General features: G+C 59.1%; 15 protein-coding genes, 3 pseudogenes and 1 riboswitch. Of the genes and pseudogenes, 4 read left to right on the top strand and 14 right to left on the bottom strand.

From position 1 onward, the window contains the following. From tnpA to PACILC2_RS17955, 3 genes and pseudogenes are all read right to left on the bottom strand, one after another. Positions 1 to 277 (bottom strand): IS200/IS605 family transposase (gene tnpA / locus PACILC2_RS17965; protein ID WP_213529889.1); only part of this gene is annotated, 277 nt, incomplete at its 3' end. Positions 278 to 902: 625 nt separating this feature from the next. Further along, positions 903 to 2137, bottom strand: a pseudogene (locus tag PACILC2_RS17960) (nucleobase:cation symporter-2 family protein). A 52-nt stretch (positions 2138 to 2189) separates the two neighbouring features. Continuing rightward, positions 2190 to 2798 carry a xanthine phosphoribosyltransferase gene (locus PACILC2_RS17955; protein WP_062494619.1) on the bottom strand — a complete coding sequence of 203 codons (609 nt, stop codon included), beginning with the start codon at positions 2796 to 2798 and terminating at the stop codon, positions 2190 to 2192. A 172-nt stretch (positions 2799 to 2970) separates the two neighbouring features. Continuing rightward, a riboswitch (purine riboswitch) is annotated at positions 2971 to 3074 on the bottom strand. A gap of 136 nt (positions 3075 to 3210) precedes the next feature. Between PACILC2_RS17955 and PACILC2_RS17950 the strand changes: the two are divergent. After that, a pseudogene (locus PACILC2_RS17950) lies at positions 3211 to 3656 on the top strand (carboxymuconolactone decarboxylase family protein). Here the strand turns inward: PACILC2_RS17950 and PACILC2_RS17945 are convergent. Next, a complete protein-coding gene (locus PACILC2_RS17945; RefSeq protein WP_213529887.1) occupies positions 3598 to 4002 on the bottom strand; it encodes a sigma factor in 405 nt (134 codons plus the stop codon). The pseudogene PACILC2_RS17950 and the gene PACILC2_RS17945 sit on opposite strands and share 59 nt — an antisense overlap. A gap of 265 nt (positions 4003 to 4267) precedes the next feature. After that, entirely contained in the window at positions 4268 to 5347 is a 1080-nt protein-coding gene (locus PACILC2_RS17940; RefSeq protein ID WP_082655323.1) for a Gfo/Idh/MocA family protein, read from the bottom strand. 164 nt (positions 5348 to 5511) lie between these two features. On the opposite strand from PACILC2_RS17940, the gene PACILC2_RS17935 reads away from it, so the two are divergent. Next, complete coding sequence (locus tag PACILC2_RS17935; protein ID WP_062494666.1) at positions 5512 to 6381, top strand: AraC family transcriptional regulator; 870 nt, start codon at positions 5512 to 5514, stop codon at positions 6379 to 6381. Positions 6382 to 6669: 288 nt separating this feature from the next. Here the strand turns inward: PACILC2_RS17935 and PACILC2_RS17930 are convergent. The 4 genes and pseudogenes from PACILC2_RS17930 to PACILC2_RS17915 all read right to left on the bottom strand — a co-directional run. Further along, a pseudogene (locus PACILC2_RS17930) lies at positions 6670 to 7370 on the bottom strand (response regulator transcription factor); the annotation flags it as partial. A 172-nt stretch (positions 7371 to 7542) separates the two neighbouring features. Next, a complete protein-coding gene (gene pnpS, locus PACILC2_RS17925; RefSeq protein WP_213529885.1) occupies positions 7543 to 9345 on the bottom strand; it encodes a two-component system histidine kinase PnpS in 1803 nt (600 codons plus the stop codon). 71 nt (positions 9346 to 9416) lie between these two features. Beyond that, the gene (locus PACILC2_RS17920) at positions 9417 to 10349 is read right to left on the bottom strand and encodes a bile acid:sodium symporter family protein (protein ID WP_213529883.1); all 933 of its coding nucleotides are present in this window, start codon (positions 10347 to 10349) and stop codon (positions 9417 to 9419) included. Positions 10350 to 10413: 64 nt separating this feature from the next. Beyond that, the gene (locus PACILC2_RS17915; RefSeq protein ID WP_213529881.1) at positions 10414 to 11964 is read right to left on the bottom strand and encodes a fumarate hydratase; all 1551 of its coding nucleotides are present in this window, start codon (positions 11962 to 11964) and stop codon (positions 10414 to 10416) included. 209 nt (positions 11965 to 12173) lie between these two features. Here PACILC2_RS17915 and yfbR point away from each other — a divergent pair, with 209 nt between their 5' ends. Beyond that, positions 12174 to 12779 (top strand): 5'-deoxynucleotidase, encoded by a 606-nt coding sequence (gene yfbR / locus PACILC2_RS17910; protein WP_213529879.1) that lies wholly within the window; start codon positions 12174 to 12176, stop codon positions 12777 to 12779. 74 nt (positions 12780 to 12853) lie between these two features. Here yfbR and PACILC2_RS17905 read toward each other — a convergent pair whose 3' ends face one another. The 5 genes from PACILC2_RS17905 to PACILC2_RS17885 form a co-directional block, all read right to left on the bottom strand. Then, positions 12854 to 13063 carry a hypothetical protein gene (locus tag PACILC2_RS17905; protein ID WP_213529877.1) on the bottom strand — a complete coding sequence of 70 codons (210 nt, stop codon included), beginning with the start codon at positions 13061 to 13063 and terminating at the stop codon, positions 12854 to 12856. 37 nt (positions 13064 to 13100) lie between these two features. Continuing rightward, complete coding sequence (locus PACILC2_RS17900) at positions 13101 to 16004, bottom strand: DEAD/DEAH box helicase (RefSeq protein ID WP_213529875.1); 2904 nt, start codon at positions 16002 to 16004, stop codon at positions 13101 to 13103. Then, positions 16001 to 17737 carry an SWIM zinc finger family protein gene (locus tag PACILC2_RS17895; RefSeq protein WP_213529873.1) on the bottom strand — a complete coding sequence of 579 codons (1737 nt, stop codon included), beginning with the start codon at positions 17735 to 17737 and terminating at the stop codon, positions 16001 to 16003. The genes PACILC2_RS17900 and PACILC2_RS17895 overlap by 4 nt, the downstream gene beginning before the upstream one ends. Positions 17738 to 17956: 219 nt before the next feature. After that, entirely contained in the window at positions 17957 to 18430 is a 474-nt protein-coding gene (locus PACILC2_RS17890; RefSeq protein ID WP_307860632.1) for a GNAT family N-acetyltransferase, read from the bottom strand. A 79-nt stretch (positions 18431 to 18509) separates the two neighbouring features. After that, positions 18510 to 19391 (bottom strand): AraC family transcriptional regulator, encoded by an 882-nt coding sequence (locus tag PACILC2_RS17885; protein ID WP_062494684.1) that lies wholly within the window; start codon positions 19389 to 19391, stop codon positions 18510 to 18512. Between the two features lie 143 nt (positions 19392 to 19534). Here PACILC2_RS17885 and PACILC2_RS17880 point away from each other — a divergent pair, with 143 nt between their 5' ends. Further along, complete coding sequence (locus tag PACILC2_RS17880; RefSeq protein ID WP_062494686.1) at positions 19535 to 20290, top strand: phytanoyl-CoA dioxygenase family protein; 756 nt, start codon at positions 19535 to 19537, stop codon at positions 20288 to 20290. The last annotated feature ends 431 nt before the right edge of the window (positions 20291 to 20721 follow it).

Raw genomic sequence — 20721 nt, 5'->3', positions numbered from 1 at the left:
CAAACTTATCGAAGATCATCAGCGAACTTTTCCCTTTTAGGTACCCCATAAACTCCGACACACTTAACTTCGGCGGAATACTTACCAGCATGTGAATGTGATCCGCACATGCTTCCGCTTCCAAGATCTCTACCCCTTTTCGCTCACATAACTCCCGAAGGATTTTTCCAATTTCTCGTTTCAATTTCCCATAAATCACTTGTCTTCGATATTTCGGAGCGAATACAATATGATATTTACAGTTCCACTTCGTATGTGCTAGACTGCTCTTGTCCATCCTTTGTCCTCCTTGGTAAGTTTGAGCGGTTGGCAGACCGGCTCTCATCTTATCATCTGAGTGCAAAGGATGACTACTCATAGCTAGAAGCTTTCCTGAACCCCCAGTCGAACTGGGGGTTTTCTTATACAAAACAAAACGCCCCCGCGCATGGCGGGGACGATTCGGATGTGTAGCAATAACGCAGCAAGCGGCATGCGATTACACATCCGGGTGCGTAGCAATAACGCAGCATATGACTGAACGATCCAAGGGCGCGGCAACGATTACACATCCAGGGGCATGTCCAGGGGGCATGGTTAGCATGCGGAACATGACTGAACACGTCCCAGAGACAAGTCCTACCGAACGATCCGGGGCTTGGCGGGGACGGGCACAGCTTGGTGCGCGTCCGGGGCATGCCGCGCCGGTTCCCCCGGCGCACGGATGGATCATCCGCCTTTCCGCGCTAACGACCCCGCATCCGCGTCTAAAGGCCGGCCGAACCCAGAGCTTGGCGGGGACCCGGGCACAGCTTGGTGCGCGTTGGGTTGCATATACCCGGTAAGCGCTCCCGGCAAGCCCAGGCGCTCCCCGGTAAGCGCCCCCGCTAAACGCACCCGGCAAGCCCAGGCGCGCGGCCGGATCAAGCGCTTTTCCGCGCAAGCGGCGCCGCGTCTTCCCGACCGGTCAGCACGATGTTGAGCAGAATCGCGGTGAGCGACCCGGTGACGATGCCGTTCTGGAGCAGCATTTTCGCAAAATCCGGCAGCTGGTCGAACATTTGCGGAAGCACGGCCGAGCCCAGACCGACCGCAATGCTCGAGGCGGCGATCAGCAGATTGCCGTCCTTGCGCAGATCGACTTCGGACAATATCGAAATGCCGGATGCCGCGACCGAGCCGAACATGACGATCATCGCCCCGCCGAGCACGGCGCTCGGGATGACTGACGTGAGCGCCGCCAGCTTGGGCAGCAGACCCAGCACGACCATGATGGCGCCCGCGGCGAAGATGACGTCCCGCGTCTTCACCCGCGTCAGCGCGATCAGGCCGACGTTTTGAGAGAACGCCGTATACGGGAAAGCGTTGAACACGCCGCCCAGCATAATGGCGAGGCCTTCGGAACGGAGGCCGTTCACGATCTGCTTCGGCTGGACCTCCTGGTCCGTCGCTTTGCCCACCGCGAAATAGACGCCCGTGGACTCCACCATGCTGACGATATTGACGAGAATCATCGTAAATACGGCCGTCAAGCTGATTTGGGCGCCAAAGTAGAACGGCTGCGCCACGCTGACCCAGGACGCGTCCGCCACCGCCTGGAAGTCTACGATGCCCATCATATATCCGGCGATCGTGCCGACGACCAGGCCGACAAGCACGGCGACGGCGCGAAGAAATCCTTTGGCGAGACGATTCACGAGCAGAATGACGGCGAACGTGCCGAGCGCGAGCAGCAAATTGTGCGCCTGGCCGAAATCCGGGCTGTTCTGACCGCCCGCCGCATTGTTCATCGCCACCGGAATCAAGGACAACCCGATAATCGTGACGACGGACCCGGTTACGATTTTGGGGAAGAACCGGAGCATTTTGCCGTACAGCGGAGCTGCCAGCACGACGAACAGACCGGATAGAATAATGGCGCCGTATACGGTAGCCAGATTCGAAGCGGAAGCGATCGCGATAATCGGTCCTACCGCGGTAAAGGTGCAGCCCAGCACGACGGCAGCCGGCTGCCGAAATATTTGGTGCCGATCACCTGCAGAATCGTTGCGATTCCGCACGTGAACAGATCCGCTGCGATCAGGTACGCCATTTGCGTACTGTTCAGATTGAGCTCCGCCCCGACGATCAGCGGCACGATGACCGCGCCCGCATACATGGCCAGCACATGCTGCAGGCCCAGCGTGACGACCCTCTGTTTGCTCTGCATCCTACACCTTCTCCTTAACGTGATGAATGGTACGTTCCTCTTCCGCGAAGCGAATCTCGCCGGGCGACATCGAGGCGATCCGAACCAGGGAATGAATGCGGACGCCTTTGCGCTCCAGCAAATCGCGCCCTTCCTGGAAGCTCTTCTCGATGACGCAGCCGACGCCTGCAAGCTTCGCTCCGGATTCGTTCACAATGTCGACCAGACCCGCAAGCGCCGCGCCCGTAGCGAGAAAGTCGTCCACGATCAGCACGTTGTCGTCCGGTCCCAGATAACGCCGGGATACGCTCACCTGATACGTCTCCTGTCTCGTAAACGAATGGACGGGAACCGAATATACCGCATCGGACTGCGTGACGGCTTTCTTCTTTTTCGCATAAAGAAAAGGTACGCCCAGCGCGATCGCCGTCGCCATCGCAAACTGAATGCCGCTGGCTTCGATGGTCAGCACCTTCGTCACGGGCTCGTCTGCAAATATCCGCCCGAATTCCTTTCCGATCTCCAGCGCCAGCACGGTATCCACCTGATGATTCAGAAACGAATCGACTTTAAGCACCGTATCGGACAAAATCAGCCCCTCTTGACGTATGCGCTCTTCCAGCAATTTCATGTTCCGCTACCGCTCCTTCTCCGAAATCAAAAAGGACAGGCTCCTTGAGCTGGTTTCTCAAGTGAAGCCTGTCCATCCGGGCTTAAACCCTTTATGGTGCGCACGTTATGCATAGGCATGCATGACCGGCCGTTCCGTTCTTCTTCCCGAGCCGAAAAAACGGAACTTCCGAGGCGCGCTCGCTGTCACTCATAGTCGGACGATTACGGTGGTCATCCGGTAGAAACTTATGGGCCATATTCCCAAAATTATATGAGTCGTATGAAATTATATCTTGTATAGTACACACTCTTCCGCACCGATTCAAGAGGAAAAGTTATTTTTGTTCGATATGCAGCGCCGGTGTCACAAACGGCGGCTTCCGCCTGTCGTATTGGTGAAATCCCAAATCAAAGGACAGGAGAGATGACCGATGGAACTCCGAATGAATTACCGGAACGCCAATCCCGACGCTTTCAAAACGATGCTCTCGCTCGAGCAGTATATCAAGAACAGCGGCCTCGACCATAAGCTGTACGAATTCATGAAGCTGCGCGCTTCGCAGATTAACGGCTGCTCCTTCTGCATCGACATGCACGCCAAAGAGCTGCTCCGGTCGGGCGAAAGCATGGACCGGATTCTACTTTTGCCCGTATGGCGGGAAGTGCCGCTCTACTCCGAAGCGGAGCGCGCGGCGCTCGAGCTGACCGAATATGCGACGAAGCTGTCGGAAGCCGGCGTCCCCCGCGAAGTCTACGATCGCGTGCGCAGCATATTCGGCGAAAAGAGATTGTCGATCTGCTTATGGCCATCAACAGCATCAATGCGTGGAACCGGCTCGGCGTTGCGACCGGCATGTTTCCGGGCTGCTTCGATTAAAGCGGGTTAATTTCTCCGGGTTCAGCACGATGTACAAGCGGCGGATACGGGAGCCTTCCGGTTCCCATTCCGCCATGACGGCCATGACGATGCGGCCGTCCCTTTTCTGCAGCAATCCGGGTTCTCCGTTCAAGCGGGCGGGCTCAAATCCGCCGAGAAATCTGCCTTTGGCGGTCATTTTCGTCAAATACGCTTTCTCGTTCTTGATTTCGGCCGCATCCAGCTGCATGAACTGCGCGAATACGTCCTGTACGGTGTCCTCCGAATCGGCTGCAATGCCCAGCATCCGGTAAGCAAGTCCGAACAGCATCGATTTGTACTGCGTGTACGTTTGATCCAGCGTCATTCCGGTACCTCCGCTCTATCGTTTCGGGTTCGTCAAGAATGACAGCCGAATGCCGGCATTTGTGACATCCCCGTACGAAAGCCGGCCGCTTCGGAACATTCCGCTTCGGAACATTCCGCTGCGGCGTTGCCGCGAATCCCTTCAAGACTTCCTTCAATGTCGCAATGCCGTCCGCCCGCGCATTACAAAAAATAATCCGTCCGAACGCAACAAAAAAACGGCCCCGCAAGGCCGGAAACGGTCTAACGGGGCCGTCTTTATGCGATTAGTCGAAATATACCGCTTTGCCCGTGCGCGAAGACTCGTAGATCGCTTCGAGAATTTCCGATACGACGAGCGCTTGCTCCGGTTTTACGATCAATTCCTTGTCATTGATGACGGCATCGATCCAGGTGCGGGCTTCAAGCTCGGCCGGATCTTCCGATTGGCCTTCGTAGAAGGCCACGCCGCCGCTGTTCAGCTCGATTTCCTTGACATACAGACGGCTGTTCTGCTCGCCGTTGATGCGCAGCCCTTTCTTCATGTCGGCTCCCGCTTCGGTACCGCAGAGCGTCACCTTCGCCTCGTCCACTTCGAGAGAGTTGAGCGCCCAGCTCGACTCGAGCACGATCGAAGCGCCGTTCTCCATCGTAATCATCGCGAAAGCGGAATCTTCGACGGTAAACTGCTTCGGATCCCACGGTCCCCAGGCATTAGCCGCATTCTCCCTTTGGGACAGCTTGTGATAGGCCCGTCCCAGCACCGCTTTCGGCTTGTAGTTGTCCATCATCCACAGCGCCAGGTCGAGCGCGTGCGTGCCGATATCGATGAGCGGACCGCCGCCTTGCTTGTCTTCATCCAGAAACACGCCCCAAGTCGGCACGGCGCGGCGGCGAATCGCATGCGCCTTGGCGAAATAGATTTCGCCCAGTTCGCCGTTCGCGCAAGCTTCTTTCAGGTAGCGGCTGTCGGCGCGGAAACGGTTCTGGTACCCGATGCTCAGCTTTTTGCCGGTGCGTTTGGCCGCTTCCAGCATCCGGCGGGCGTCTGCAGCCGTTTTCGCCATCGGTTTCTCGCACATGACGTGCTTGCCGGCTTCCAGCGCCGCAATAGAAATTTCGGCATGGGAATCGTTCGGCGTACATACATGCACAATATCGATAGAAGCATCGGCAAGCAGGTCGCGGTAGTTCTCGTATACGCTGGCTTGCTCGGTTCCGAATTTCGTCTTGGCTTCTTCGGCGCGCTCGCGGATGATGTCGCAGAACGCCACCATTTCCACTTCTTTCACTTTCGCCAGGCTCGGCATATGCTTGCCGTTCGCAATACCGCCGCAGCCGATAATGCCCACGCGTACTTTGGACACTTCGAATCATCCTCCCGGATTGTAATGATGTTGTGAATACATCCATGAGCCTTGATTCAACAGGCTATGATGCAATAGAATAAGTATAGGACAAACGCTGTCCAAAAAAAATGGCTTTTCTGGCGATGCTTTTATGTCATTTTGCTATGACTGGAGAAATAAGATTGGAAATTTATAATGAAAAGGTCGCTTATGAAAACCCTCTTTTGTCGCTGCGGATATTCAAATCTCATCGTCACAAAGATCTGTTAATCAACTGGCATTATCATCGCGAGCTCGAGCTGCTGCTCGTGCTGGACGGGGAATTGGACGTTTATATCGAAGACGAATGCCGCCGCTTGCAGGCGGGCGACGTCGCCATTATCGGTTCCTACCAGCTGCACCGGGACCGCAGCTTCGACGCGCCGCTCGACTATATCGTTCTGCAATTCGACCTGGAGCAATTTTTCGACCACAGCACGATTACGTATATGCGCTATTTCTCCGAAACGAAAAATCCGCTCAGCCGGGTCAACTACATTCTGGATGAGAAACCGGATGTGAAAGCGCAAATCGCCGACTGTATCCGGGAAATTTTGCAGGAAGCGAGCGCCAAGCAGGCCGGCTACGAGCTTGCCGTCAATATGCTGATCAAACGCATTCTGCTGCTTCTGCTCCGCAACGATTCGCGCAGGATGCTGGCCGAACAGGAAGACTTCAACCGGATCCGGCTGAAGCCGGTGCTTCACTACGTCGAAAGCCATCTGACCGACCGCATTCAGGTGGAGGAAGTGTGCAAGCTGGCCAATATGAGTTATTACTATTTCGTCAAGTTTTTCAAGAAAACGATCGGATTATCCTTTACCGAATATGTCAATTACCGGAAAATCAAATGGGCGGAACGCATTTTGTTGACGATGGATCTCAGCGTATCGGAAGTCGGGGAACGAATAGGCATGCCGAATATGGCTCATTTCTACAAAATGTTCAAGAAGTATAACGAATGCTCGCCCAAGGAATTCCAAAAGAAAATGCTGTCCTGGAACCAGAACTAGCATCGGAAGACAGCGGGATTTACGCTGTTGCGATACAACGAGATTTCCGCCGATACGGCGGGATTGCCGCCGTCGTGATACAACGGAATTGCCGCCGTTGCGATCTATGCGTTCCTGACCGGCCGCGCGAAGGAGAACCGCGAAGGAAAGTCCGGCCCTATGGCCGGCTGGGGAAAAAACGGAATAGAATGTTCCGATTTTGGAAATACCGCAACAAACGCGACAGACGCGGTGAAGCGATATATGATCCGTCAATTGCAACCCGCACGCCTCATCTGGGCGCTGCGGTTTTTTGGGCATGACGAGCTTGTAGCCGACGCCGCGGATCGATTCGATCTGAACGGACTGGCTGCCGAGCTCCAGTTTTTGCGCAGCGAGCTGACATGAACGTCGACCGTGCGCTGACCGCCGATATAATCGAACCCCCACACGACATTCATCAGGTCGTCGCGCGTCACGACCATGCCCGGCCGCTGAACGAGATACAGCAGCACTTCGAATTCTTTCGGCCGCAGCGGCACCGTCTCTCCATTTAATATGACTTCGTATTTCTCCGGGTAGATGAGCAGGTCTCCGGCTTCGATCACATTGTCGGAGGAAGACGGCGTCTTCGCGCTTTCCGCGTTCGTCCGCCTTAGTACGGCGGATACGCGGGCCAGCAGCTCCGCCACCCCGAACGGCTTCGTAATGTAGTCGTCGGCCCCGTGCTTGAGCCCCTGCACGACTTCATCTTCCGCATTGCGCGCGGTTAAAATAATGATCGGTGTAAGAATGCCGCTTTGACGCACCCGGTTCAAAATTTCGAAGCCGTTCATGCCGGGCAGCATAATATCCAGAATGATCAGATCGAATTTTCGCTGCAGCGCCGCCTGCAGCCCTTCCGCGCCATGATCGATCACCGTTGTTTCGTACCCTTCCTGCGTCAGGTTGTACGACAGCAGACGGGCCAGCGTCGGTTCGTCTTCAATTACCAGCACTTTGTGCGACATCGTATCCCCCACCTTGCGAACGGACGAACGCTTATGTGCCGTTTCGCCGTTAGCTTTAAGTCTGTTCCGTATACCTCTATTTTATCATCGCACGTGCGAACATGCTTGAATCATTTTGTTAACGCCATGTAAAAATTTTATCGCGCCGGGCCAGCAGCCCGGCGTGCCGCTTCTACTGCAGCACCGGCAATTCGAGCGTGAACGTCGTCCCTTTGCCCACGACGCTGTCGACCGAAATGGTCCCTTTGTGCAGCTCGACCAGATGCTTGACGATGGACAAGCCGAGTCCGGTGCCGCCGGAGCTGCGGGAGCGCGCCTTGTCCACCCGGTAAAACCGTTCGAATATGCGGGGAAGATCCTTCTTCGGGATGCCGATGCCGGTATCCGTGATCCGGATCCGGACGCGCTCGTAATCGGCGCCTTCCGGCGCAGGTTCGCCGTTCGCGGCGATCGCCTCGGCGATCACCGTCACCTTGCCGCCTTCCGGCGTATAATTGATGCCGTTGGCCAGCAAATTCATCATAATTTGCCGCAGCCTGTCCTCGTCGGCTTCGACATACAGATCCTGTTCGCACTTCAGCTCCAGCGCAATCGATTTGCGGGCGGCTTCCGTCTTGACGACCTCGACCGTACGCTCCAGGAAGGACGACAGCTCGACCGGCGAAAACTGCAGCGGCACGCGCCGGGACTCGATTTTGGACAGCTCGAGAATGTCGCCGATAAGCCGGTTCAGGCGGTCGCTCTCGTCAAATATGATTTGCAGAAACGCGCGGGCCGTCTCCGGATCGTCGACGGCGCCGCCAAGCAGCGTTTCGGCGAACCCTTTGACCGCCGCGATCGGCGTTTTCAGCTCGTGCGAGACGTTCGCGACGAACTCGCTGCGCATCCGCTCCAGCCGGCGAATCGCCGTAACGTCCTGCACGGCGAGCAGCACGCCGCCGAATTCGTCGCCGTCCTGGCGGAACGGCACCAGATTCAGTTCGAGCAGCCGCTCCTCCGGGAAATAGAACGTAATCTCTTCCCGCAGATGCTCTTTGTTGTCCATCGCGTCCTGTATCATTCGGGCCAGCTCGTACTGCTGCCGCATTTCGCTAAAATGCTTTCCGGTCAGCTCGCCGGCCTTAACGCCGAGCACTTCTTCCGCCCGCCGGTTCATCAGCACGATGCGGCCGTTCGCGTCGATCATCACGATGCCGTTGATCATATTGGCGAGCACGCTTTCCAGTTGGCTTTCGTTGCGGCGAATGCGTTCCATCTGCACCTGCAAACTTTCCGCCATCGTGTTGATCGCGTGGCCGAGTTCGCCGATTTCGCTGCGCTTGCCGACTTTGACCCGGGCACGGTAATCCATGTTTTTGATCCGCTGGGCGACCTTCGTAATCTGCTCCAGCGGCCGGGTCATGCCGAGGGCGACGCGGTAGCTGATCAGCGCCGCCGCGACAAACAGCACGGCCAGGCCGGCGATCAGCACCGCCCACATCCGGAAAATGCTTTTCTCCACCGTCTTCAGGCTCATCGCCAGGCGGACGATGCCGGCATCTTCCCCTTCGCCCGCCGGAATGGCGACATAGAGCAAGTTTTGCTTCAGCGTGTCGCTGTACCGGATCGTCCGGCCGACGCCTTTCTCGTACGCTTCCCGGACTTCGATCCGGTCGGCGTGATTGTCCATCGTCTGCGGCTCGTGATCCGAGTCGCCAAGCACCGTCCCGTCGCCGCGGATAAAGGTTACCCTCGCTCCCGTAATCTCCTTCAGCGCGGTCGCTTCATTCGTAAAATAGGCGAACAGTTCCTGCTCCGGCCCCGTTCTCCACTCCGTCTTGGCCAATATCAGCTTCATCTCGCGCACCATGTTGTCCTCCAGCTCGGCAAGATGGCTGTCTTTGAATATCTGCCCCATCATCAGACCGGAAGCCGTAACCGACAAGCCGATCAGCACGATCATAATAAGCGTCAGCCTGGCGCGAAAGCTGTTCATTCGCATGTCATCTCTCCGTTCTGTCTCCGCTCGCCTTCGCAAGACCGGCGGCGGCACGGTTTTCGACATTATTATCGTACCTGCATCGCGTTCGCCTTGCCAGCCTTCGATTTATGAAGTTTTTGTAAAGCGTAATGATACAGCGTGGCGACCGGCTGCTGAATCATAATCGTCAGCATGACCGGGACGGCCGTCAGCGGGCTGAAATACCCGATCGCCAGCACGATGCCGAGCGAGATATTGCGCATGCCCGTCGCATACGAGACCGTAACCTGCTTTTCGCGGTTGCGAAGCGGAGCTGCGCCGATAAAGCCGAACGCATAGCAAAGCGCGACGAGCATGACCGATATCGGCACCAGCTTTAGCATATCCGCTTTCAGCCCGGCAGCATACGGAGCGATCGCCGCCGCATTCAGGGCGACGACCGCAATAAAGCACAGCTTGGACAGCGGAGCGGCATACGGCTGCACGGCAGGCTGAATCCGGCCGCGCGTCAGCTCGCAGAGCAGCACGCCGATGACGGTGGGGGCCACTACGATCATCGCCAGATCGAACGCCAGATGCCCGGTATCGAGAGCTACGTCGGTATGGAACAGCAGCTTGATTCCGGCCGGGACGACGAGCGGGCTGAGCGCCGAATCCAGCACGACCATCGCGAGTATGAGCGGCACGCTGCCCCCGGACATGCCGACCCAAAACACGGTCGACACCCCCAGCGGAATGAGCGCAAACAGCACAAGTCCGACCACATAAGGAGAATCCGGTCCGAACGTATACTTACCGATCAGGTACGCCGCGAGCGGAGAGACGATATGGGCGATCAGCAGCGTTCCGATCATCACGCCCGGCTTCCGGATAACCGCCTTCAGCTGCTCCAGTCCGCAGCCGATCGCCATCGTCAAGGTTACATAAGCGAACAGATAGGGAACCGCCTTGACGAACGGCAGCAGCGTATCCGAAAAAAAGAACCCCAGGACTAGCGATCCCGGGACCAGAAGAAACATCCATTGTTCAAAACGTTTGTTAAGGGCAAGACCGAATTGACGGATAAGTCATCATCTCGCTTATTTATTTGAATACCGGCTCCTTGAATTGCTCGAGCTTCTCGAAGGAGCTGCGTTCGACGTCGGCATGCAGGCTGTTGCCGTGCGCGTCCATCGTGACGATCGCGGCGAAGCCTTCCGTCTGCAGATGCCACATCGCTTCCGGAATGCCGAATTCGAGGAAGTCGACGCCGTTCACGTTCTTGAAGCATTCGGCGTAATATTGCGCCGCGCCGCCGATCGCATTCAAGTAGACCGCACCGTGCTCCTGCAGCGCCTTGAGCGTCTTCGCGCCCATGCCGCCTTTGCCGATTACCGCGCGGATGCCGAACTTTTTAATAATGTCCCCTTGATAGGGCTCTTCGCGGATGCTCGTCGTCGGTCCGGCCGCTTTCACTTTCCAGCTGTCCCCTTCTTTCAGCATGACGGGGCCGCAGTGGTAGATGACGGCGCCGTTCAGGTCGACCGGAGAGTCGTGATCCATCAAATATTTGTGCAGCGCGTCGCGGCCGGTGTGCATTTCCCCATTCAGAATGACGATATCGCCGACGCGCAGCGAACGGACCTGCTCTTCCGTCAGCGGCGTCGTCAGCACGACTTCGCGGCGCTCCGACTCTGCGGCCGCTTCCTGTCCGGCGCTGGAGGAAGCTGCTGCTTCGTCCCGCATCGGCTGCTCGCTTCCTTGCGGGTAGAGCCATTCCTTAATCGCACCGGTCTGCGCGTCCAGCAGCACGCCCTGACGCCGGTAAGCCCAGCAATTGTAGGCGACGGAGACGAAGAAGCTGGCCGGCAGCCGGTTCATGACGCCGATCTTGCAGCCGAGCAGCGTCACTTCCCCGCCGAAGCCCATCGTGCCGATGCCGAGCTTGTTCGCGTTCTCCATAATATACTCTTCGAGCTCCCTCAGCTCCGGAATCGGATTCGTATCGTCCACGCGCCGGAACAGCTGCTGCTTCGCCAGCTCGTAGCCCGTCGTCCGGTCGCCGCCGATGCCGACGCCGATGAACCCGGCGCTGCACCCCTGGCCTTGCGCCTGGTAGACGGCGTGCAGGATGCATTTGCGGATGCCGTCCAGATCGCGCCCCGCTTTGCCGAGCCCTTCGAGCTCCGTCGGCAGGCTGTACTGGATGTTCTTGTTCTCGCAGCCGCCGCCTTTCAGAATGAGCCGGACGTCGATTTCATCCTTTTCCCACTGCTCGAAGTGAATGACCGGCGTGCCCGGTCCGAGATTGTCGCCGGTATTGGCGCCGGTCAGCGAGTCGACGGAGTTCGTTCTTAGCTTTCCGTCCTTCGTGGCGCGCGCGACCGCCTCGCGGATCTGCCGCTTCATCACGATCTGGTTGGCTCCGACCGGCGTATGCACGACAAACGTCGGCATCCCGGTATCCTGACAGATCGGCGAAACGTTGCACTCGGCCATCTCGATATTTTCGGCGATCGTGGACAGCGAAATGCCCGAGCGGGTGGCGCGGTCTTCGGCTTCCCGGGCTTTCCGGATCGCCTGGCGGACATCGCCGGGAAGATTGGTGGACGTTTCGACGATCAGACGGTATATGCTCTCTTCAAAATGCTGCATGGCGTAGCGGTAATCTCCTCTCTGGTCGCATTTCTCTATACACTATATAATAGCATACATGGATCGATTGGCATATGCTTGCCCGGCCTGCCGCCTCCGGGCGGATCGGTGCCGCCGGGCTTCGCACGGACTTGCGGGCCCGCAGGGCGCCGGACGCGCGGCTGTTCCGCCGCCGATTCGCATTGTACGGATAAAGGAGCGCGTGAAACTTGAGCAGCCATTTTTTCGCCTATATGTACCGTCTGAAATATATCGAACGCTGGAGCCTGATGCGCAATACGACGAAGGAAAACGTCGCCGAGCATTCCTACCATGTCGCATTGCTCGCGCATATGCTGTGCGAGATCGGCAACCGCATATTCGGCAAGAAGCTGAACGCCGACCGCGCGGTCACGCTGGCGCTGTACCACGATGCGACCGAGGTGTTCACCGGCGATATTCCGACGCCGGTCAAACATCACAATCCGCGGATGCTCGCAAGCTTCCGCGAGATCGAGAAGATGGCGGCCGAGCGCCTTCACGGCATGCTGCCCCCCGAGCTGAAGCCGGCGTACGCGCGGCTGCTCGGCAAAGCGGACGGCGGGGAAGAGAGCGGCGAAGAGCTTGAGCTGCGCGCGCTTGTCAAAGCGGCCGATCTGCTCGACGCCTATTTGAAATGCTTCGCCGAAGTATCTTCCGGCAATCGGGAATTTGCCGTCGCCAAAAGCCAGATCGAGCAATCGCTCGCCAAGCTCGACATGCCCGAAATCGAATGGTTCCTCACCCATATGGCGCCGAGCCTCGGCATGACGCTTGACGAGTTATCGGAAGAGTAGAAAACGGCGTTCCTGCCCGGCCAGTGGAACCGGGAGGGGAACGCCGTTTTGCGCCGCCGCCGCAGGAAGCCGCTCTATTCCGTTCTCATGCTGCGGACTTTATCCTTCACGGCGGCATAGAACCGGAGCCATTCGGGCGAAGCGCCGGCAGCGCCGGCACGCTCTTCATCCGACGGCGGCCGGCTTCCGCCTTCTCCGCTCTCCGCTTCGCCGGAAGCGGACGGCTCGAGGGAGCCGGCCGTCGTCCGTTCATCCCCGCCCGATGTCCTGCTTTCTTCCGTCATCCTGATCGCCTCCTCTGCCATAGACGGTTCTTTCGGCTCAACCGTTCAGCCATCTGCGGCGCAGCGCAAACAGCTCTTTCAGCTCGTCCGTCGACAGCTCCGTTATCCATTGCTCCGATTGGCCGACCACCTGCTCGCTCAGCGATTGCTTGCGGTCGATCATTTCGTCGATCCGCTCTTCCAGCGTGCCGAGCGTAATCAGTTTATGCACCTGCACCCGCTTGGTCTGGCCGATGCGGAATACCCGGTCGGTCGCCTGATTTTCCACCGCCGGATTCCACCACCGGTCGAAATGGAACACGTGGTTCGCCGCCGTCAAATTCAGTCCGGTGCCGCCCGCTTTCACCGACAGCACGAACGCGCAGCAGTCGGAAGCCGGGTCCTGGAACGCCGCGATCATCTCGTCCCGCTTCGCCTTCGGCACGCTGCCGTTCAAATAAGGGACCGGCATGCCGAGCCGCTCCTCCAGTAGCCGGCGGATCTGTTCGCCCGCCTCGACGAACTGCGTGAAAACGAGGCAGCGCTCGCCTTCGGCGGCGATCTCTTCGATCATCTCCAGCAGCCGGACCGTCTTGTTGGACAGCTCCGGCTTCCATAAGACGCGGCCGTCCCGCTTCGTCAGCAGCCACGGATGGTCGCACACCTGCTTCAGCTTCGTGAGCGAAGCGAGGATCAGCCCTCTGCGCTCCATGGCGCTCAACTTGTCAAGCCGCTCCAGCAAGTCCGACACGATGTTCTCGTAGACAGCCCCCTGCTCCGCCGTCAGCGAAACGTACGTTTTCGCCTCGTGCTTCTCCGGAAGAGACAGCTGGATCGCCGGATCGTTCTTGACGCGCCGCAGCATGATCGGCTTCACCCAACGCTGCAGGCCGGCGATCAGCTCCGCGTCGCGCGTCCGCTCGATCGGCTGCACGAGCGCTTTCCGGAATTCGGCAAGCGAGCCGAGATAACCGGGGTTAAGAAAATCGCAAATCGACCACAACTCCGTCAGCCGGTTTTCCATCGGCGTGCCGGTCAACGCGACGCGGTGGCCGGCCTGCAATTTGCGGATGGCAGCGGACTGCTTCGTATACACGTTTTTAATGTTTTGCGCCTCGTCCAGACAGAGCGTATTCCAGTTCACGCCGCTCAGCTCTTCCTCGTCCAGCGGTGCAAGGGCGTACGACGTGATGACGAGATCGGCTCCGGCCACCGCGTCGGCGAACGCCCGTCCTTTGGCTCTTCGGGGACCGTAGTGGAGCACGACGTTGAGCGAAGGGGCGAACCGTTCCAGCTCCTTCTCCCAGTTGCCGATGACCGAAGTGGGGCAAATGAGCAGCGACGGAGCCGCCTCGTCGTCGCCGGAAGCTGCGCGCTGCTCCTTCACATGCAGCAAATAAGCGGCAAACTGCACCGTTTTGCCGAGGCCCATATCGTCCGCGAGACAAGCGCCCAATCCGAAACGGCGCAGCATGGCGAGCCACGATACGCCGGCCAGCTGATAGGGGCGGAGCTCGCCGCGGAAGCCGGCCGGCACCGGGACAAGCGGAAGCGAGGACGTCTGCTGAAGCTGCTGCAGCCAGCCCGCCAGATGGGCGTCCAGTTCCACCTCCGCCTGGATCGGCGATTCGTATTCGCCTGCGCCGTCGTCAATCGAAGCGCCTCCGCGCAGGTGCAGCTCGAGCACGTCGCGGAAGGTCAGCCCCTTCTTCCGTCCGACCCGCTTCATCCATCGCCTGATTCTGTCGACATCGGCCGGATCCAGATGGACCCATTCCCCGCCGATGCGCATCAACCGCCGGTTCTCGGCGGCAAGGCGCATAAACTCCTCCTCGGACAGATCGACCTCGCCGACCGCCAGCCGCCAGTCGTACTGCACGATGTCATGCAGTCCGAACATCGCCTGCCCGCCCGTGCCGGCAAGCGACTTCACCTTCGCCCGCAGCCGCAATTTGCGGGAGCGAACCGTTTCCCACCAGCCGGGCAGCAGCACCGGGCAGCCGGCCTGAAGCAGCCGCAGACTGATTTGCGCGAGGAACGTCCATGCCTCGTCGTCCGTCAGCAGCCGCCTGATGCCGGCGAATTCCGCTTCCCCTTCCCGCGCCGCCAGTCCGGGGGCGGCGTTCAGCCAGCCCGCCGCTTCCTTGCGCACCTTGCCGTCAAGCAGAGGCAGCCATTCGGACGGCAGCTCGCGCCCGTCCGCGGCTCTCCATTCTCCGTCCGCTCCCTGTTCCAGCGGCATCCATTCGCCGCCGTCGCGGTCGCGGACAGCGGGCGCCAGCCTCCAGCCGGAGCTTGCGTCCGGTTCCGACAGCTGGATCGCGAGCCGAAACGGGAAGGTGTCCCGCTTCAATCCGACAGCGACCTGCCAGTCGTCTTCATCGGCCATTTTGCGGTAAAGGGAATCCTTGTGCGACGCTTCGACCGCTCTCCAGGCCGCGCCCGCCGCGCCGTCCCCGTTCACGATCGCCTCGACGGCCAGTCCGAGCCACTCCTTCACCCCGCCGTCGCCGTTCTGCTCCGCCTGCCGAAGCCAATGCTCCCATTCCTCGCGCATTCCCTGCTCCGACTCCGGAATGGCCGGCTTCCACATCCGCCGTTCCCGGTCCCATTCCCGCATATCCGGCACAAACCAGCCGTTCAGCAGCATCGTCCGCAGCAGTTCGGCCAGCTTGCGCAGCACAAGCAGCCGCGGCGACCATTCGACCTTGAGCAGCCGCACATGCCGGGGATCGGACAAATAATCCATCGCCAGAAGCGGCGAAAGCTGCACAATGGACCGTCCGAACGCCTCGCCCTCTTCGATATCCGAGCCGTACCAGGACGCTTCGTGCCGGGCAAACAGCACCTGACGCAGCCTTTTCCCGATGACCGCGCTGTTATCCTCCAGAATGGCCACGCCGCCTTCCGAATGCCAGTACCCTTGCAATTGCACCGCGCGTATGCCCCAGGTCGTCCTCATGTCAGCATTTTCCCTTTCTCCAATTCTTCCTGAAACGCCCGCAACCGTTGATGCTTCCGGACAAGACTGCCGAAAAACTCGTTCCACCGCTCCCGTGCCTCTACGGATTTGTACAGCTTTTCCAGCTTTTGCAACTGCTTGACGGCAATCCGGTAGCTCTGCCGGTTGCGCGCCCGTATCGATTCTTCGATCGCCTGATGATAGAGTGGAATAAGCGCGGACGGCGCTTGCCGCGTCACTTCCCGCACCGCCTGAACGTCCAGCTCCTCCGGACGGATGCCGAGAAGCAGCTGCAGGTCGGCCCAGTCGCGGAATCGCCCGTGATCGAGCCAATGCTGCGACAGCGTGGCGTAGGATGACGGCAGCAGATCGATCATGTAAGCCTCCCACCGGCCATCGGGCTGCCTGTCGGCCGCGAGACCGCACAGCAGCAGAAACGAATGGAGAGCGTCGTTCGTTTTTCTTTCCGGCAGACGCTCCGCCAGATATGCCATCCAGCATTCAAGATCGCGCCACCGGTGCTGTTCCAGCCGGACCCGGGCGCAATGAAACGCAACCGCCGCCGTATGCGCAAACGCGATTCCCTCGAGCATGGCGACCGCTTCTTCGTCCGCTTCCTCGTGAAAACGGTGCTGCGCATAAGCGATCCGGACGAACGGATGGCCGCCGTCCGCGGCTTCCGCCTTGCCCAGGTCCGCCGTTTCCAACTTGCTCAGGCCCGTCGCTTCCGCCTTGCCCAGGTCCGTCGCTTCCGCCTTGCCCAGGTCCGCGGCTTCCGACTTGCTCAGGCCCGTCGCTTCCGCCTTGCCCAGGTCCGCGGCTTCCGACTTGCCAAGCATCTTCTCGAGCGCCGCCTTTTCCTTCATTCGAAAAGCCCGGTGTTCGGACAACGTCCGGCTGAATTGCAAATACAGCGAATCCCACCTGACCAACGCCTTTTCCCCGCTCGTCGCACGCCTCAGCAGCCAATCGGCAATCCCTTCCGTCCACGACCGCTCCCGCTCGTCGGCATATTCGTTCCGGCGTTCCGAAACCAGCTCATGAAAATGCGCGATCCACGGCTCCGCCATGCGCGAATACGAAACTTCCTGGTAATAGCGGTTGTACGAATCGACCGAGGCGATTGCCTTGTCGGTCTGTTCCAGCACGAACAGAATGGCCGCCATCCAGTGGAGACGGCGCCGGTCCGCCGGCCATGTTTTGGAGAGCCCCTTCAGCCCCGACAGCACCGGCTGCATATGGTGCAGCGAGTGGCGGCACAGCTTCCACGTCTCGCCGTGCTGCTCTCCGAACCAGGAACGCCACTGCTCGAGCGAGCCTTCCTCCCCGGGATGACTCGGCTCCGCAGCGCCGGCGGCCGATTCCGATGCGGCCGATTGCCATGGAGCCGGCGCGGGCTTGCGTCCGACTAGCGACTCGTACGATAGTTCGGGACGCCAGCCGGCGCGTTCGCAATAGGCAAAGAACAGAGCGGCCATATGCTTGCACAGCGAATCATACGGACAGGTGCAGGCGCTGTAAAAGAAATTGTCCGTCGCCAGCGTTACCGCATAAATCTCCTCCCCCTGCACCGCGCCCATAATGGTGTTGCCGTCCATCTCTTTCACATGTTTGACGCGGCCGTTGAGGTAGTAGCGCCAGCCCCGCTCCACAATGATCGGCTTCATGTACAGGCTGAGCTTCTCCTCCAGTTCGGCCAATATCTTGTTGTCCAGAGGGGATTTCGGCTCCATCGGGGTTCTCCTTCCGTTCGCAAGGTCATCTTATGATTATAACATATAAAAGAACGACTTCGCTCTTTTGCGGCGAAGTCGTTCCAGGCGAAATCGTTATTTTACATTGAAAAAATGCGACGGACAATCCGACGGCGACGGTTTTGCCGTTTGACGGCGGTTTTGACGCATGACGGCGGTTTTACCGTAAATATCGTCAGAATTGCGAAAGCTCTCCGATTATGACGACTTGATCATGCCGGCGTATACGCCCGGGACCGAACCTTCGATGACGACGGCGCCTGCCGTTTTTCGTAGAAGGCGACCGGACCGGCCGCGCCGATCACCGCGTATCCGTAGCCGTCGCTGCGCATCGCCTGCAGCGTTTGCAAAACAGCTGCTTGCCGATGCCGAGGCCCCGTTCGTTTTCGTCCACACCGGTCGGACCGAAAAGCCTTTGCAAGTGGCGTCATAGCAGGCGAAGCCGAGCAGCTTGCCGTCCCGCACCGCCACAAGGCATGACACCGGCTGACGGGAAAACGCCACCTCGCATTCGCTTCTCCAGTTTTTGCTGAAATGTTTCTCTACCCACTCCGCTACGGCAAGCTTCTCCGGGCCGATCGCGCGGCGCACCGTAATCCCCGTGCGCGCGGCGTATTGCTCAGGCGTCTCCGTCTCCGGCAGCGCATACAGTTTCACTAACATGTCCGGCATTGTGTCGTTCTCCCCGCTTTCCCTGTATTCCTTTGTTTTCCTCCACCCATTATACCGCGAGGACGGATTCGTTGCAGCATCATTCCTGTCGTCCGACTGGTAAATCGGAAGGCAGATCCCGGTACGCTCCCGGCGTCATGCCGGTGCGGGCGGCAAACATCCGCGTAAAATAATGGACGCTGCCGAACCCTGTCCGTTCGGCGACTTCTTTGATCGATACGCTGCCCGAACGCAACAAAGCTTTCGCGGTCTCGATCCGCTGCTGGTTCACATATTGCGTGTAGCTCATTCCTTCGTATTTGGCAAACAGCCGCGAGCAATGGCGGGCCGAAATATGCAGCGTCCGGGCCGTCATCTGCAGCTGCAACGGTTGATCCAGATTGTCGGCGACGAACCGTTTAGCCCGTTCGAGCAACTGCTCCGGTCCGGCGCGCATAGGAGACAGCGGCCGATGTGCGGTAAAGGCGTCGCACATCGAGGAGATCAGCGCGTCCGCCCAAGCCTGCAGCGTCTCCGCGCTCATTCCTTCGGCAGCCGCGCCGTACAGCCCGCGCCATGCCGCCCCGGCCGGATGACCGGTTCCCGCGGAGCGGAGCAAATACGACGCGGAACCGGCCCATTCCCGCCAGCGCCGCTCCCTCTCCGCACTTATACCGGCGGCGGGCTCAAAAGCAACCCATAGCAGAAACAGCTTCTCCCCGCGATGAATCTGGTGATAGACGCCGGGACGGGAAGCGAACAGGTCGCCCGGGCCGATTCGGTGCGACTCCTCTCCGTCACGATACTCGCCGCTGCCGGACACGACATAGCAGCATTCCATGAAAGAGTGGCGGTGATAAGGGTTGTCGGGATGATTCGGTGAGCCTCCCCAATAATGGATGGCATATTCGCCATCCATGCCGCGCATGGCCGTCAGCCTGCGCAGAACGGCGACCGCCCTTTCGCACAGCGTTTGATCCATATAATCGCGCCTCCTTCGGCTGGAAGACCGGAAATGTCCGTTTTGTGCAATGAAATGGTCTTCATCGTGCAAATACGAAAAACCGCCGTGCAGGTTATGATGGTAATGGTTCCACAACATTCACTCGCATAGAGGTGATCGATTTGATTACAACACAAGATGTCGATTTTTACAAGGAAAATGGTTACTTGCTCGTTCGGGGCGTCTTCTCGCAGGAAGAAGTCGAGGAGATGAGAAAGGCTGTTGACAGCATTATCGAAAAGGCGGCGCGATCGAAATACGACCGCAATTCCACGTGGCAGGGCGAATACATGTCCCCTGAAGAATTGAAGAAGCTGGTGTTGAAAGGCTTCCACGACGTCCAATACCAGGATGCCGTCTTCACGCGGGCGGCCGTGCATCCCCGTATGACGGCCGTGCTGACCAAGCTGATCGGCCCGAACGTCGAGCTGCACCACAGCAAAATGCTGGTGAAGCCGCCGGAGAAAGGCGCGGCGTTCCCGATGCATCAGGACTATCCTTATTTTCCGCACGAGCGCCATACGATGTTGGCGGCCAGCGTCCATCTGGACGACGCCGATCTCGAGAACGGCTGCATCAGCGTGCTGCCAGGTTCGCACAAGCAAGGGCCGCTCAAGCATGTAGGGCGCCATTATCTCGACCATCGCGAATATCCGCTGTCGATGGGCGTGCCGTGTCCTGCCCAGGCCGGCGACGTGCTCTTCTTCAACTACCTGACGATTCACGGCTCAGGCCCGAACCGCAGCGAGCGGTCGCGCCGCAACGTGCTGTTCCAGTACCGCGATCCGGCCGACCCGCCGACCGAGAACGTCCACGTCAACTGGGGGCAAGGGCTTATGATATGCGGAAGCAAACCGGAGTATAAAGAATACGGTTAATGCCGGCGGACGGCCTTTAAGCCGGCGTCACGAACGTCTTTGCCGCAGCGGGCGAAAGAGGCCGGCCGGCAACCCGCGCTGTTCGCCGGATTGGCGTTCGTCGCAGTCACCTAGCCGCAACGGACGGCGTAAGGAGACGCAACGTGTTCATTCCACAACTATACGCAATCTTCTGCAATCTGTGTGTTGGCCGGAACATAACGCAAATCGCCGCCTCAAACTTCAAATCCGGCCAACACGGCCGTCCTTTGCGCGCAATCCGGCGCCCGTATGGGCGAAGCGCTGCACCGCTACGTTGCCGACCAGGCTCATGTCCTGAAATGCCGGACCTGAGCCTGGCACATGCAAACCGCACAAGCGTTGCAGCGCCGCCTACAGCATAGCGGTGCGACAAGGGCGCGCGTTGCAGCGCCCCCACAGCATAGCAGTGC

Source organism: Paenibacillus cisolokensis (assembly GCF_018403665.1).
GTDB classification, from domain to species: Bacteria; Bacillota; Bacilli; order Paenibacillales; family Paenibacillaceae; genus Paenibacillus_AH; species Paenibacillus_AH cisolokensis.
The sequence above is the reverse complement of the archived record's forward strand: the minus strand, read 5'-3'. Positions and strand labels throughout refer to the sequence as shown.